This window comes from Streptosporangium longisporum (assembly GCF_039534895.1).
In the GTDB taxonomy this organism is placed as follows: domain Bacteria; phylum Actinomycetota; class Actinomycetes; order Streptosporangiales; family Streptosporangiaceae; genus Streptosporangium; species Streptosporangium longisporum.
The window spans coordinates 44,345-58,355 of the sequence record NZ_BAAAWD010000006.1 but is presented as its reverse complement, the minus strand read 5'-3'; the positions used below and the strand labels follow the sequence as shown (position 1 = coordinate 58,355).

Below are 14,011 nucleotides of genomic sequence, written 5' to 3'. Positions count from 1 at the left end.
CGTCGAGGTCGTCGAGGGCGTCGAAGGCGGAGTGTCAGTGCTGGTGGTCGTCCTCGTCGTCGTCCTCGTCCGAGGGGCCGTCCGAGGGCTCGACACCCAGCACGGCCTCACGGGGCTCGATCTGGTCCACATGCTCGATCAGTCCCAGCACGTGGTCCGGCTCGATCAGCCACTGCAGCGCGGTGGCGCCGGTCTCGTCGGAGGAGACCAGCTCGGCCTGCTCCTTGCGCTCGTCGTCGTCCAGATCGGCGTCAGGGTGGTTGACCTCTTTCAGCGCGGCGGCCTGCAGGGCGGCGATGTCCTGCACCTCCACGGTCAGCTCAACGGTAAGACGCAGATAGCGTTCGGTGCCCGATTCATCACTCATGGTGGAAATCCTAGTGCCTGGAGAGGGACGGACCCGCCTAGGGGAGCTTCCACTCCACGGGGGTCGCGCCCTGTTGACGGAGAAGGTCGTTCGTCCTGCTGAACGGGCGGGAACCGAAGAAACCGCTGCGTGCGGACAGGGGACTCGGGTGGGCCGACTCGACGGCGGGCAGGTCGCCGAGCATCGGGCGCAGGGTGCGGGCGTCGCGGCCCCACAGGATCGACACCAGGGGCGTGCCGCGCGCGACGAGGGCCTCGATGGCCCGCGCGGTGATCTCCTCCCAGCCCTTGCCCCGGTGCGAGGCGGGCTTGCCCGGCATGACGGTGAGCACCCTGTTCAGCAAGAGCACGCCCTGCTCGGTCCAGGGGGTCAGGTCGCCGTTGCTCGGCATCGGGAGCCCGAGGTCCTCGGTGAGCTCCTTGTAGATGTTGCGCAGACTGCCCGGGATGGGCTTCACGTCCGCGGCGACGGAGAAGCTCAGGCCGATCGGGTGGCCCGGGGTGGGGTAGGGGTCCTGCCCCACGATCAGGACCTTCACCTGGTCGAAGGGCTGCTGGAAGGCACGGAGCACATTGGGCCCGGAGGGGAGGTACTGCCTGCCCTCGGCCACCTCCTTCCGCAGGAACTCGCCCATTTCGGCGACCTTCTCGGAGACGGGTTCGAGGGCCTTCGCCCACCCGGCTTCCACGACTTCGTTCAAGGGACGTGCGGCCATGGGTGGACCCTATCGAGGTTTGAGGTCCGGTACGGCGCGCCCCGTCGAATCGACGCGCGCCGTACCGGGCCTGCCCCTGTTATCTATTTCACCGAACCAGCCATCATCCCCTGAACGAAGTAGCGCTGGAAGGCGAAGAAAAGGATCAACGGGATGATCAGCGACAGGAATGCACCTGGCGCAAGAATGTCCACGTTGGTCCCGAATTGCCGCATTTGCGATTGAAGGGCCTTGGTCATCGGCTGGTTCTCGGGGTTGGCGAAGACCAGCGAGACGAGCAGGTCGTTCCACACCCAGAGGAACTGGAAGATGCCGAGCGAGGCGACCGCGGGCTTGGCCAGCGGGAACACCACGGTCGAGAAGATCTTCCACTCCCCGGCGCCGTCCATCCGCGCCGCCTCCAGCAGCGAGCGCGAGATGCCCGCGAAGAAGTTGCGGAGCAGGAAGATGGCGAAGGGGAGGCCGAACGCCACGTGGAAGAGCACCACGCTGACGATGGAGCCGAAGATCCCGGCCGACCCGTAGAGCTTGGCGATCGGGATCAGCGCGATCTGGGTCGGCACCACCAGCAGGCCGACCACGACCAGGAACAGGGCGTCCCGGCCGGGGAACTCCATCCAGGCGAACGCGTACGCGGCCATGGCCGCGATGCCGATCACCAGGACGGTCGAGGGCACCGTGATGAACACGGTGTTCCAGAACGACGCGGTGAAACCGGTGGCCAGCAGGTCGGAGTAGTTCTTCAGGGTGAGTTCGGCCGGCTTGGTGAACACCGTCCACCAGCCGGTGGAGTTGTTGGCCGTCTCCTGGCGGATCGAGACCACGAACAGGCCCAGCGTGGGGACCAGCCAGAACAGGCCGATCACCACCAGGACCGCCTGGACCACGCCGCTGCCGATCCGGTCCACGATCCTGCCGAGGACGCCGCGCCGTGGGGCGCCGAGAGTGGAGGTCGTCACTGGTTGTCCCTCCGGAACCGGCGGATGTTGAGAATCATGAAGGGCAGGACGAGGATCAGCAGGAAGATGGCCAGCGCGCTGCCCAGCCCCTGGTTGCTGCCCCCGCCGAACGAGACCCGCCACATCTCCAGCGCGATCACGTTGGCCTGTGGCTGCACCGATCCCGGGGCGATGACGAAGACCAGGTCGAACACCTTCAGGGTGTTGATGATCATCGTCACGAACACCACCAGGAGCACCGGGGAGAGCAGCGGAACGGTGATCTTCCGGAACACCTGCCACTCGGTGGCGCCGTCGATGCGGGCCGCCTCCAGCGCGTCGCGCGGGATGGCCGCGAGGCCGGCCGCGATCAGCACCATGGCGAACCCGGCCCACACCCAGATGAACGCGCCGATGATCGCCGGAGTGATCAGCGCCGGGCCCAGCCAGGGGATGCCGTTGAAGGCGGCCTGGAAGTTCGACTGCGGCAGCCGTACCTGGTAGTCGCCCGGAGCGAGCCCGGCGAAGCGGAAGGTCCCGTCGGCCTCGGTGGTGGCGGTGGCCTTGACGGCGCCGTTCTGCACCGCCTCGACCGTCACCCCGGACAGGGCCTTCTCGGTGGCGTCCACCTGGTTGAGCGCGCCCCCGCCGCCCTGGGTGAAGTCCACCCAGACGGTCCCGGCCAGCTCGCCGGAGGCGGGCTGCGCGGCCTTCGCCGTCGCGGCCGAGGCCACGTCGGCGGGCTTCACGCCCACCAGCGGGACGAGCACCGGCTGCCCGGGCTTGACGGACTGCCTGGTCACCACCGCGCCCTGCTGGGTGACGACGGGCGCCTGGTCGTTCTGCCGGGCGCGGGCGTCGGGGTAGGTCTGGCCGGAGCCGAAGAAGCCGGTCACCGTGGTGGCCACGGCGTTGGCCACGCCCCGGTCGGGGTCCTGCTCGTAGACCAGGCGGAAGATGACGCCCGAGGCCATCAGGGAGACGGCCATCGGCATGAACACGATCAGCTTGAACGCGGTCGCCCAGCGGATCCGCTCGGTCAGCACCGCGAAGATCAGGCCGATCACGGTGACCAGCGCCGGGGCCACCAGGACCCAGATCAGGTTGTTCCTGATCGTGGTCAGGGTGCCGGAGTCACTGAAGATCGTCGCGTAGTTGTCCGCCCCGACGAAGGTGTCGCCGCCCGCGTCGTAGAGGCTGCGGAAGATGGAGTAGATGATCGGGTAGATCACCATCACCCCGAGCACCAGCGCGCCGGGCAGCAGGAACCACAGCGCCATCCGGGGCGGCGGTCCCAGCCGGGAGGCCCCGGCCGGGATCACCGTCGGGGCGGCCGGTCCGGCCGTCGCGAGCTCGGGCCCCGCGGTCGCCTCCGGTACGGCCGGATGGCCGGACCGCTCGGTCGTGCCGGTGGACCCGGAGACCGTGCCCTCGGAGGCGGTGGACCCGGAGGCGGTGCCCTCGGAGGCGGTGGTCTCGGAGGTGGTGGCCTCGGAGGCGGTGGTCTCGGAGGTGGTGGCCTCGGAGGTGGTCCCGGGGGCCGGGGACCCCGGGGCCGGGGACTTCGGGGCCCCGGGGGCGGCGTCGGAGGCCGGCGACGAGGAGTCGTCCGGCGGGATGTCGTTCGGTCCGGAGGAGGGACCGCGGGCGGCGTCGCCGCCGCCGCGCGGGCCCTGCGGGCCGTCTAACCGTTCGGTCACGGCCGCTCTCCCCTACTTCCAGGCCTTCTTGGCGTCGGCCTCGAGCTTGGCCTGGATGCCCTTGATGTCGGAGGGGTCGCGGACGAAGTCCTGCAGGTGCTTCCACTCGGCCTTGCCGTCGGTGCCGCCGAAGGCGCTGGGCGCGAGGTCGGACATGTCGTAACGGACGGTCTCACCGGCCGCGATGATCGTCTCGGCGAGCTTCTTGGTCAGCTCGTCCGGGTAGTTGTCCGGGGAGACGTTGCGGTTGGGGGACAGGTAGCCGGGCAGCTTCGCCCAGACCTCGCCGCCCTCCTTGGAGGCGAGGAACTCCAGCAGCGCCATCGCGCCCTTGGAGTCCTTCAGCGCCACCGCGATGTCGCCGCCCAGCACGACCGGGGCGGTCTCACCGGCCTTGGGGAACGGGAAGTACTTGGCCTCCTCGCCGAGCTTGGCGCCCGACTGCTCGGCCGTGACGCCCACGAAGTCCGCCTCGATGACCATCGCCGACTTGTCCTGGCCGTAGACCTGGGTCACGCAGGTCGGGAAGTCGGTCTGCAGGGCGCCGGCGGAGCCGCCGAGCAGGAACTCCTTCTTGCCGACGAGCTGGGCGATCTTCTCCAGCGCGGTGGTGACGCTGGGGTCGGTCCACGGGATCTCGTGCTTGGAGAGCTTGGTGTAGTTCTCCGGGCCCGCGGTGGACAGGTAGACGTTCTCGAACAGGTCGGTCAGCGTCCAGCCGGAGGCGCCGCAGAGCGAGAACGGCGGGGTGCCGGAGTCGGCGACGGTCTGGGCGGTCTTGATCAGGTCGTCCCAGGTGGCCGGGGGCTGCGCGCCGGCGTCCTGGAAGGCCTGGTCGCGGTACCAGACGAGCGACTTGTGGGCCGCCTTCACCAGCACACCGTAGGACTGGCCGCCGGCCGAGCCGAGCTCCTTCCAGTACGGGGTGTAGTTCTGGTCGATCTGCGCCAGGACCTCGGGGGCCAGCGGCTTGAGCGCCTTCTGGTCGGCGTACTGGCCCACCAGGCCGGGCTGGGGCAGGATCGCGATGTCCGGCGGGTTGCCGCCCTGGATGCGCGGGCCGAGGTAGGCGCCGGTGTCCTCACCGGTGGAGGCGTAGGTGACCTTGGCACCGGTCTTCGCCTCGAACGCCTTGAGCACCTGCTGGAAGTTCTCCTGCTCGGCGCCGGTCCACTTGGCGGCGACCTCGACGGTCACCCCTTCGAGGGTCTTGGCCGCGGCGGCCGGCGCGGAGGAACCGCCGCCGCTCGCTGCGGGGGACGCGGCCGGGGTCGACGACCCGCCGCCACACGCGGCGAGAGCCAGCGCCAGTCCCGCCGTGGTCACCGCGGGGATGGTTTTGCGCATGCTGGACAGACCTCCTGGATATGGCGTTCCCCACCGGCGGGGGAGCTGCCGGGACGGGAACGGTCGTACGAATTGAGATTGTTCGGGTGGGACGTCTTCGTTCGACGTGGTCGGAGGCGGGGGGCGTACCGGGGGCGTCCCGGCGTCACCGGCCTCGGATGATCTCGTCGAGCTGGCTTTTCATGGAGGCGACGACGTCGTCGCCGGCCTCCTCGAAGGGCGGGGTGAGCGCGTTGGAGACCGCACTGGCGATCACCAGGCTCACCTGTTCGTAATTGGCACTGGCGGGCCTGGGCCGAGCCGACAGGATGCTCTGCTTCAGGACCGGCAGGTAGGGGAAACGTCTGATCAGCTCGGGGTCGTCGTACAGCTCGGCCCACACGGGCGGGAACGAGCCCTCGGTGAGCACCCGGCGCTGGTTCTCCAGGCTGGTGAAGTAGCGGATGAACTCCACGGCCGACTTCTGCCGCTTGGAGAACGCGCTGACCGCGAGGTTGTACCCGCCCAGGGCCCCGGTGCCCGGCCCGTTCGGGCCGGGCAGCCGGGTGACCGCGAAGCGGTCCGCGACGGACGAGGCGGTGGCCGGTCCGTACGCGTGCGGCCAGTTCCTGGCGAAGGCCAGCCTGCCCTCCTGGAAGGCCAGCCTGGACTCCTCCTCCTTGTAGGTGAGCGACTCCACGGGGATCCACCCCTCGCGGAAGCCGTTCACCAGGAAGTTGAGCCCGGACGTGGCCTTGGCCACGTCCATGGTCACCTTGGTGCCGTCGGGGCTGAGGATCTGCCCGCCGGCCGACTGCACGGCCTCGGTGAAGTTGACGGTCAGGCCCTCGTACGCCAGGAACTGCCCTGCGTACCCGCCGATCCGGTGCTTGGCGTGCAGGGCACGTGCCTGCTCGCGAAGCTCCTTCCAGGTCTTCGGCGGGGAGAACTTGTGCTTGGCCAGCAGGTCCTTCCGGTAGTAGAGCAGCCCGGCGTTGCTGGTGTACGGCACCGCCCAGAGCTTGCCCCGGTAGACGGCGGTGTCGACGACCGGGGGCAGGAACCGGCCGAGCGGGAACGTGCCCCGCTCCAGCGGCAGGATCCAGCCCGCGTCGGCGAACTCCGCCGTCCAGACCACGTCCAGCCCGAGCACGTCGTAGCGGTCGCTCTTCGCCTGGAGGTTGGCGACCATCTGCGCGCGCTGCTCGTCGGCCGCCTCGGGGAGTTCGAGCAGGGTCGCCCGCTCCTCGGGGTGCGCCTGGTTCCACCGGTCGAGCAGCGGCTGCAGGTACGCGGTGGTGTCGCGCCCGATCACCAGGGTGAACGGGCCGCTCCCGCCGAAACGGTCGGTGGGCTGCGCGTCGGCCGCCGAGCATGCGCTCAGAAGGATCATGGTGAGCGCGATGGGGATGAATCGGCGCATCATGACCTCCTGATTTCCAGTTGGTTACATACGTGTTAGGTAGATGCATGCATGTTATGCATAGCGATAACATCAGCGTCAACGGATGGACACGTAACGCTCACGTAACGAGCTTCCGAGGAGGTGGGGCGTGCGGCTGACGCTGCTGGCGCTCCTCGCGAAGGAACCTGCCCACGGGTACGAGCTGAAACAGGCACTTGAACAGATCTTCGGCAGCGCTTACCCTTCACCGAACATCGGGCAGATCTACGTCACGCTCGGCCGCCTGGAGAAGGACGGCCTGGTGCGCGCCGTGGGCGTCGAGCAGTCCAACCGGCCGAACAAGAAGGTCTACCACCTGACGGCGGAGGGCCGCGAGGCGCTCGGCACGTGGGTGGACGAGCCCTCGGAAGGGCCCAGGGTCCGGGACGAGTTCTTCATGAAGCTCGTGCTGGCCCCGACGACCGGAATCGCCGACAGAACAGCGATGATCAATCGCCAGCGACGTCACTACCTCGGACTGATGCGTGACCTCAACGAGCTCGCCGAGCGGACCGACCCGGCCAACCAGGTCGCGCTGCTGCTCGTCGAGGGGGCCATGCTCCACCTCCAGGCCGACCTCGACTGGCTCGAACGCTGCCAGGAGGACCTGAGGTGACCCCTTCCGTGGTCGACGTCCCTCCCGTGGTCGACACCGTCAATCTCGTGAAGATCTACCAGGACGGCGGGGTGCCGGTGCCCGCGGTGCGCGGGGTCGACCTGCGGGTGGCCGCGGGGGAGTTCGTCGCGATCATGGGGCCGTCCGGCTCGGGCAAGTCCACCCTGGTGCACATGCTCGGCGGCCTGGAGAGCCGCACCAGCGGGGAGATCTGGCTGGACGGCCAGCGGGCCGACACGCTGGGCGAGAGCGCCTGGGCGCTGCTGCGCAGGCGGAAGATCGGCTTCGTCTTCCAGTTCTTCAACCTGGTCGCCAACATGACCGTGGCCGACAACGTCGAGCTGCCCGCGCTGCTGGCCGGGGTCTCCGCGCGTGAGGCCCGCAGGCGCCGCGAGCACCTGCTGGGCGAGCTCGGCCTGACCGACCGCGCCGACGCCGCGCCCGCCCAGCTCGCCGGCGGCGAGCAGCAGCGGGTCGCGCTGGCCCGCGCGCTGGCCAACGAGCCGAGCCTGCTGCTCGCCGACGAGCCCACCGGCAACCTCGACAGCCGCAACACCCGCGACGTGCTGCGCCTGCTCGGAGAGGTGCACCGCGACGGCCAGACCGTCATCCTGGTCACCCATGACGCCAGGGTGGCCAGCCTGGCCGACCGGGTGGTCTCCCTGCTGGACGGCCAGATCGTCGACGACGGCGGCGCCGGGCTGGTCCGCCGCCGCCCCAGGGGCGGCGCGGGCGACGTCGTCGAGCTGAGGGGCTGACCCGCGGTGAGCACCGTCCGCGCCTCGGTCAGGTGGGTCCGGGCCGACCTGCGGGCGCGCCGGGGGCAGACGCTGCTGACGATGCTGGCCGTGGCCGGGATCGTCACGGCGCTGATCCCTCCGCGACCCTGCTGGAGGACGGCACCAACCCCTGGCGGGCGTTGTTCGCCGAGTCCAGGGGCGCGCACGTGTGGATCCACACCGGGGAGGCCCCCGACACGACCGCGCTGTCGCGGCTGCCGGGCGTGGTCGAGGTCGCCGGCCCCTACCGATCGGCGCCGGTCACCCTCACCCTGAACGGCAAGAAGTCACCGGTGGCCCTGCGGGAGACGTCGGCGGCGCCCCCGCGGGTCGCCGCCCCGCTGATCCGCGAGGGACGCACGCTCCGCGCCGGCGACACCGACGGGGTGATCGTCGAGCGTTCCTTCGCCAGGGCGCTCGGCCTGCGGGTCGGTGCGGCCTTCCCGGTGACCGCGCTCAACGGCGCCACCCACCCGCTCATCGTGGCCGGCCTGGCCGACAGCGCCGAGCAGGGCTTCTACCCCGAGTGGACGCCGGGCCTGGCCTGGACGCTCCCGTCGGCGCTGGCCAGGATCGAGCCGGCCCTGGGCCGCAGCGAGTCCGTCACCGGGCTGCGCCTGGCCGACGGCGAGGCCACCCTGCCCGCCGTGCACGGCGCCGTCACCCTGCTGGACGGGCAGATCCAGCGGATGTCCACCTGGCGCGAGGTACGCGCCTCGATGGAGCTGGACAACCGGCTGCTCGGCCTGCTGCTGGCCCTGTTCGGCGTCACCGGGCTGGTCGCCGCGGCCCTGGCCATCGCCAACGCGGTGGGCGGCCGGGTGCTCACCCAGACCCGTGACATCGCCACCCTGAAGTCCCTCGGCTACACCCGCGGCCAGGTCTTCGCCGTCCTGATGGTCGAGCACGGCGCGCTCGGGGCGGTCGGCATCGCCGTCGGGCTGGTCTGCGGCCAGGTCGCCGCCTCGTTCGTGCTGGACGGCGTGCCGATCCCGCCGCTCTCGCCGGTCCCGCTGCTGGCCATCGCCGGCGGCACCGCCGCGGTGGTCCTGGTGGCCGTCGCGCTGCCGGCCTGGCGCGGCGGCCGGACCCCGCCGGTGCCCGCGGCCCCGGCCGCGCCGCCCAGGGGCCACCTGTCCCGGCTGGCCCGGCTGGCGCTCCTCGCGCGGCTGCCGCCCGCCCTCGTGCTGGGCAGCCGGGACGCCTTCACCCGCCGTCTCCCGGCCTTCCTGAGCATCTTCGGGGTGGCGATCCCGATGATGATGATCACCATCGCGCTCGGCTGCTGGAGCACCCTGGACGACTTCCTGCGCCACCCCGAGCGGGTCGGCCAGGCCGCCGCGCTCGTGGTACGGCCCGCCAAGGTCCCGGCCGCCGAGGCCGTGCGGATCGCCAGGGCCGACCCCGACGTGCTGGCCGCCCACCCGGGCGCCGAGGTGCCCGCGCTGGAGCCGGAACAGACCAGGAGCGTGCTGGCGCGCGCCGTGGGCACCTCCGCCGACCCGTACCCCTTCTCGGTCGTGGAGGGCCGGATGTTCGCCGCCCGCGGCGAGGCCGTCGCCGGGCAGGGGCTGCTGGACCTGCTGGACGTGAGCATCGGCGACCGGGTCAGGCTGACCGTCGGCGGCACCCCGCTGATCGTGCACCTGGTCGGCCGGGTGGTGGAGCCCGACCACGACGGGGAGGTGCTCTCCCTGGGGATCGACAGCCTCCCGGCCAAGGACGCGGTGCCGCCGCAGTTCTACAGCCTGGTGCTCAGGCAGGGCGCCGACCCGGCCACGGTCCGGGCGCGGCTGCTGGCCGCCTCGGGCGAGACGCTGGAGGTGGCGCGGGTGGTCAACCCGGCCGAACGGCTCGCCGTCATCCGGGTGGTGATCGTCGCGCTGATCGCGGTGCTCGCCCTGCTGGGCCTGGCCAACCTGCTCACCGCCGGAGCCCTGGGCCTGCGCGACCACGCCTTCGACCTGGCGGTGCTCAAGGCCATGGGCCTGACGCCCCGGCAGGTGGCCGCGACCCTGGTCACCGGGACCGGCCTGCTGATCGTGCTGGGCGTGGTCGCGGGCACCGTGGCCGGGGCCTCGGTGGTCGGCGGGCTGATCGACCTCCAGGGCCACACCAGCGGCGTCGGGGCCGGTATCGGCCGTACGCCCTCGGCCCTGACGCTCGCCCTCGCGGTGCTCGTCGCGGTCGGCGCCTCCCTGCTGGTGACGCTCATCCCGGCGGGCCGCGCGGCCCGCGCGCAGGTCCCGGTCACCGCCCGCTAGTCCCCGCGGGCTCACGTGGCTCGGCGGACCCGCACGATCCGCGGCAGACGAAAGGGCCCGGGGGTCTCCCCGGGCCCTGGGGTGCCGCTCAGAACGTCAGCGAGAACCAGTAGAAGCCGTGACCGGGCAGGGTCAGCAGGTACGGCAGGGTGCCGACCTCGGGGAAGCGCACCCCGCCCCTGGCCTCCACCGGGGTCATGCCCAGGAAGCGGCGCAGGTCCAGCTCGACCGGCTGCGGGAACTTCGACAGGTTGTTGACGCAGAGCATCAGGTCGTCCCCGTCCTCGCGGACGAAGCTGAGCACCGCCGGGTTGCTGGACCACAGCTCGTTGTAGACGCCGGTCCCGAAGACCGGGTGGTTGCGGCGGATCGCCAGCATGTTCCTGGTGAAGTGCAGCAGCGAGGCCGGGTTCTTCTGCTGGGCCTCGACGTTGACCGCCTGGTAGCCGTAGATCGGGTCCATCACGGCGGGCAGGTACAGGCGGCCGGGGTCGGCCTTGGAGAAGCCGGCGTTGCGGTCGGGGCTCCACTGCATCGGGGTGCGGACCGCGTCACGGTCCTCCAGCCAGATGTTGTCGCCCATGCCGATCTCGTCGCCGTAGTACATGACCGGGGAGCCCGGCAGCGACAGCAGCAGCGCCGTGAACAGCTCGATCTGGTCGCGGTCGTTCTCCAGCAGGGGTGCGAGGCGGCGCCGGATGCCCAGGTAGGCCCGCATCCGCGGGTCCTTGGCGTACTCGGCGTGCATGTAGTCGCGTTCCTCCTCGGTCACCGTCTCGAGCGTCAGCTCGTCGTGGTTGCGGAGGAAGATGCCCCACTGGGCGCTGTCGGGGAGCTTGGGGGTCCGCGACATGATCTCGGAGATCGGCTCGCGGCTGCCCCGGCGCACCCCCATGAAGATGCGCGGCATCAGCGGGAAGTGGAACGCCATGTGGCACTCGTCGCCCCCGGCCGCGGGGTCGCCGAAGTACTCCACCACGTCCTCGGGCCAGCCGTTGGCCTCGGCCAGCAGCACCCGGTCGGGGTAGAGCCGGTCGACCTCGGCGCGGATCTTCTTCAGGTACGCGTGGGTCTCCGGCAGCCCCGAGCAGCTCGTGCCCTCCCGCTCGAACAGGTAGGGGACCGCGTCCAGGCGGAAGCCGTCGATGCCGAGGTCCAGCCAGAACCGCAGGACCTCCAGCATGGCCTCCTGGACCGCGGGGTTCTCGTAGTTCAGGTCCGGCTGGTGGTGGAAGAACCGGTGCCAGTAGTACTGCTTGCGGACCGGGTCGTAGGTCCAGTTCGACTCCTCGGCGCCGACGAAGATGATCGGCGCGTCCGGGTAGCCGGTGGGGTCGTCGGACCAGACGTAGAAGTCCCCGTAGGGGCCCTCGGGGTCGTGCCGCGAGGCCTGGAACCACGGGTGCCTGTCGCTGGTGTGGTTCATCACCAGGTCGGTGATGATGCGCAGGCCCCGCTGGTGCGCCGACTCGATCAGCTGCACGAAGTCCCCGAGGTCGCCGAAGTCCGGCAGGATCTTCATGTAGTCGGAGATGTCGTAGCCGCCGTCGCGCAGGGGGGACTCGTACAGCGGCAGCAGCCACAGGCAGTCGACGCCGAGCCACTGGACGTAGTCCAGCTTCTCGATGAGACCGCGCAGGTCACCCGTACCGTCGCCGTTGGAGTCCTTGAACCCGCGGACCAGCACCTCGTAGAAGACGGCGCGCTTGTACCACTGCGGGTCCGCCGAGACGAAGTCCTCGGCCACGGACTCGGAGGCATGGAAAAGGGGGGATGCGTTCATCGTGTTCTCGCTCACGGTGATGGAGGCAGGACGAAGTCACCGGATGCTCCGGCTGATGATGTTTGGTGACCGCGCCGGCGGGAGCCGTCATCCCCACGAGCTCCGTGCCCTTGGACAGACCGAATTTGTGATTCTGGTCCATCCGTTCTGGCGCTTTCTGGGCCGAACACTACCAGCCGACCGAACGTCCGGAAGCCCTCTTGGCATGGTCGATCGGCCCTGTTGCGCGGAATCCTCCCGGAGGCCGTGCCGGGGCCGCGTAATCGCCGCGTCGCTCAGTGTTCTCCTGCCGGAAACACGACACGCCGCACGGCGCCCACCTGGGCCGACGCCCGGGGGCGCCCGATCACGGGAGGCTCAGGCCCAGGGCGGGGAGAGATCGTCCAGGTGGTCGCGGTGGTCGCCGATCCAGGCGCCGAACAGCACCAGGCTCCGCACCCAGAAGCGGTCGTTCCAGCCGTGGAAGCGGGCCAGCGCGTCCGGGCCCTCGGCGAGGGCGGCGAGCAGGTGCTCCGACAACAACGAGGGCACCGTCTCGGCGACGAGGCCGAGCATCCGGTGGCCGTACTGCCGGGCGGGCGCGGCGGCCGAGCGCAGCGGGACCCGCTGCAGCGGCTGCTTGACCACGTTGGTGGAGGGCAGCGCGGCCACCCGGGGGTCGGCCGCGTGCAGCAGCTCGCGGTAGAAGCGCCCGGCGGCCTTGCGGTGCACGCCGACCGAGAGCGCGGCGTCGAAGAACTCCGGGTGCAGGAACGGCGCCGCGAACGACGCCTCGGGGCCGACCAGGTTGACCGGGGAGCGGGCGATGCCCCGCGCGGTCCGGGTGTGCAGGACCGACAGCGGCAGCTCGGCCCGGTGACCGTTGAGCATGCCGGTCGACTCCGTGAAGGCCCGCTCGACCGCGTCGGCGATCCAGGACCCGGCCTGCTCGGACAGGAACGGCACCGAGGCCGGTCCCAGCGCCAGCGAGCCGAGCAGCGCGGCCTTGCGCTCGGCCTGCGTGGTGGCCTCCAGCGCGGCCCCGCTGACCATGAAGTTCTTCAGCAGCGGCCCTCCGGCCAGCCCGTCGACCAGGGTCCGGCCCGACCCGTGCACCTCGCGGGCGAACGGGGTGTACCAGGCGTGGTGCGGGGTGAGGAACTCCAGCCGCCGCGCCGCGGCCAGCGCGTCGTCGGGGTAGGCGGCGGCGTCCTGGGGGATCACCCGGTGCCGCACGCCCAGCTCGCGGGTGATCGCCCTGGCGAAGACGATGTCGGTGTCGGTGCCGTCGTCGGGACTGGTCGTCCACGACTCCACGTCGGCCCCGCGCGCCACCGCGACCGAGCAGAGCAGCCGCGAGTCGTAACCGCCGCTGACCGGCACCAGCAGCGGGCGCCCGTCGAACTCCTTGTAGACCTCGTGCAGGATCTCCAGGATCTCCCCGGCCGTCCGCCCGGCCTCGTAGGGCTCCTCGCGCAGCCAGCGGGGCAGCATCCGCTCGGCCGAGATCCGGCCGCCCGCCCGGTCCCAGACCAGCGCGCCGGACCCGGCCAGCCGCCGCACCCCGGCGTACGGGGTGTCGTCGCGCAGCGGGAAGGTCAGCCGGATGATCGAGGCCCAGGCCTCCCAGTTCACCTCGTGCGGGCCGCGCGCGAGGGCGAGCAGCGGTTCCAGCAGCGAGGAGAAGTAGACCGCCCCGTCGCGCTCCAGGTGGTAGACGTCCACCAGGCCCAGGCCACCGGCGTGCAGGACGACCCGCTCGCCGTCGCCGATCAGGCCGGGCGTCTCGTAGGTCTCCGCCACGGTGATCCAGGGAGCCGTGCCCTCGGGGGTGCGCTCGCCCCAGGCGAAGGCCCAGGTGCGCTCGTCGCGCCGGTAGGGCGGCAGCGGCGAGGAGCTGAACAGGGCCGCGCCCGGCTCCTGGAGGGCGGGCCTGACCCGCGGCCCGGCCCCGCGCAGCGTCTCCAGGACGGCCTCGTCGAGGTGTCCGATGCCGCCGCAGACGTACGGCCTCACATTGAACGTCGGCCACTGCACCGTGCTGACTCCTCTATGTCGCGATTGACCAAAGGGTATCCTTTCGGCCGGCTGAGAAAACGG

The 14,011-nt window shown here is 71.0% G+C and carries 11 protein-coding genes; 3 read left to right on the top strand and 8 right to left on the bottom strand.

Going from position 1 to position 14,011, the window contains the following annotated elements; all coding sequences use genetic code 11:
- Positions 1 to 34: 34 nt before the first annotated feature.
- From ABD832_RS04490 to ABD832_RS04465, 6 genes are all read right to left on the bottom strand, one after another.
- Positions 35 to 367 (bottom strand): hypothetical protein, encoded by a 333-nt coding sequence (locus ABD832_RS04490; RefSeq protein ID WP_344888737.1) that lies wholly within the window; start codon positions 365 to 367, stop codon positions 35 to 37.
- A 37-nt stretch (positions 368 to 404) separates the two neighbouring features.
- A complete protein-coding gene (locus ABD832_RS04485; protein WP_344888734.1) occupies positions 405 to 1,082 on the bottom strand; it encodes a uracil-DNA glycosylase in 678 nt (225 codons plus the stop codon).
- Between the two features lie 83 nt (positions 1,083 to 1,165).
- Entirely contained in the window at positions 1,166 to 2,041 is an 876-nt protein-coding gene (locus ABD832_RS04480) for a carbohydrate ABC transporter permease (protein WP_344888731.1), read from the bottom strand.
- Positions 2,038 to 3,342, bottom strand: coding sequence for an ABC transporter permease subunit (locus ABD832_RS04475; RefSeq protein ID WP_344893311.1), 1,305 nt, complete (start codon positions 3,340 to 3,342; stop codon positions 2,038 to 2,040). Before ABD832_RS04475 ends, ABD832_RS04480 begins: the two co-directional genes overlap by 4 nt.
- Before the next feature lie 390 nt (positions 3,343 to 3,732).
- Complete coding sequence (locus ABD832_RS04470; RefSeq protein WP_344888728.1) at positions 3,733 to 5,067, bottom strand: ABC transporter substrate-binding protein; 1,335 nt, start codon at positions 5,065 to 5,067, stop codon at positions 3,733 to 3,735.
- 145 nt (positions 5,068 to 5,212) lie between these two features.
- Complete coding sequence (locus ABD832_RS04465; protein WP_344888725.1) at positions 5,213 to 6,472, bottom strand: ABC transporter substrate-binding protein; 1,260 nt, start codon at positions 6,470 to 6,472, stop codon at positions 5,213 to 5,215.
- A gap of 127 nt (positions 6,473 to 6,599) precedes the next feature.
- Here ABD832_RS04465 and ABD832_RS04460 point away from each other — a divergent pair, with 127 nt between their 5' ends.
- The 3 genes from ABD832_RS04460 (at position 6,600) to ABD832_RS04450 (ending at position 10,149) form a co-directional block, all read left to right on the top strand.
- Entirely contained in the window at positions 6,600 to 7,106 is a 507-nt protein-coding gene (locus tag ABD832_RS04460) for a PadR family transcriptional regulator (protein ID WP_344888722.1), read from the top strand.
- The gene (locus tag ABD832_RS04455) at positions 7,103 to 7,864 is read left to right on the top strand and encodes an ABC transporter ATP-binding protein (RefSeq protein WP_344888719.1); all 762 of its coding nucleotides are present in this window, start codon (positions 7,103 to 7,105) and stop codon (positions 7,862 to 7,864) included. Before ABD832_RS04460 ends, ABD832_RS04455 begins: the two co-directional genes overlap by 4 nt.
- A gap of 188 nt (positions 7,865 to 8,052) precedes the next feature.
- On the top strand, positions 8,053 to 10,149 hold the full coding sequence (locus tag ABD832_RS04450; protein ID WP_344888716.1) for an ABC transporter permease: 2,097 nt from the start codon (positions 8,053 to 8,055) through the stop codon (positions 10,147 to 10,149).
- A gap of 88 nt (positions 10,150 to 10,237) precedes the next feature.
- On the opposite strand, the gene treS is transcribed toward ABD832_RS04450, so the two are convergent.
- Both treS and ABD832_RS04440 read right to left on the bottom strand, forming a co-directional pair.
- Positions 10,238 to 11,932, bottom strand: coding sequence for a maltose alpha-D-glucosyltransferase (gene treS / locus ABD832_RS04445; RefSeq protein WP_344888713.1), 1,695 nt, complete (start codon positions 11,930 to 11,932; stop codon positions 10,238 to 10,240).
- Positions 11,933 to 12,289: 357 nt separating this feature from the next.
- Entirely contained in the window at positions 12,290 to 13,948 is a 1,659-nt protein-coding gene (locus ABD832_RS04440) for an asparagine synthetase B family protein (RefSeq protein ID WP_344888710.1), read from the bottom strand.
- Positions 13,949 to 14,011: the final 63 nt, after the last annotated feature.

Coding starts and splice junctions, on each gene's coding strand:
- ABD832_RS04465 (WP_344888725.1), bottom strand. CDS start 6,472: ATGATGCGCCGATTCATCCCCATCGCGCTCACCATGATCCTTCTGAGC.
- treS (WP_344888713.1), bottom strand. CDS start 11,932: ATGAACGCATCCCCCCTTTTCCATGCCTCCGAGTCCGTGGCCGAGGAC.
- ABD832_RS04485 (WP_344888734.1), bottom strand. CDS start 1,082: ATGGCCGCACGTCCCTTGAACGAAGTCGTGGAAGCCGGGTGGGCGAAG.
- ABD832_RS04490 (WP_344888737.1), bottom strand. CDS start 367: ATGAGTGATGAATCGGGCACCGAACGCTATCTGCGTCTTACCGTTGAG.
- ABD832_RS04470 (WP_344888728.1), bottom strand. CDS start 5,067: ATGCGCAAAACCATCCCCGCGGTGACCACGGCGGGACTGGCGCTGGCT.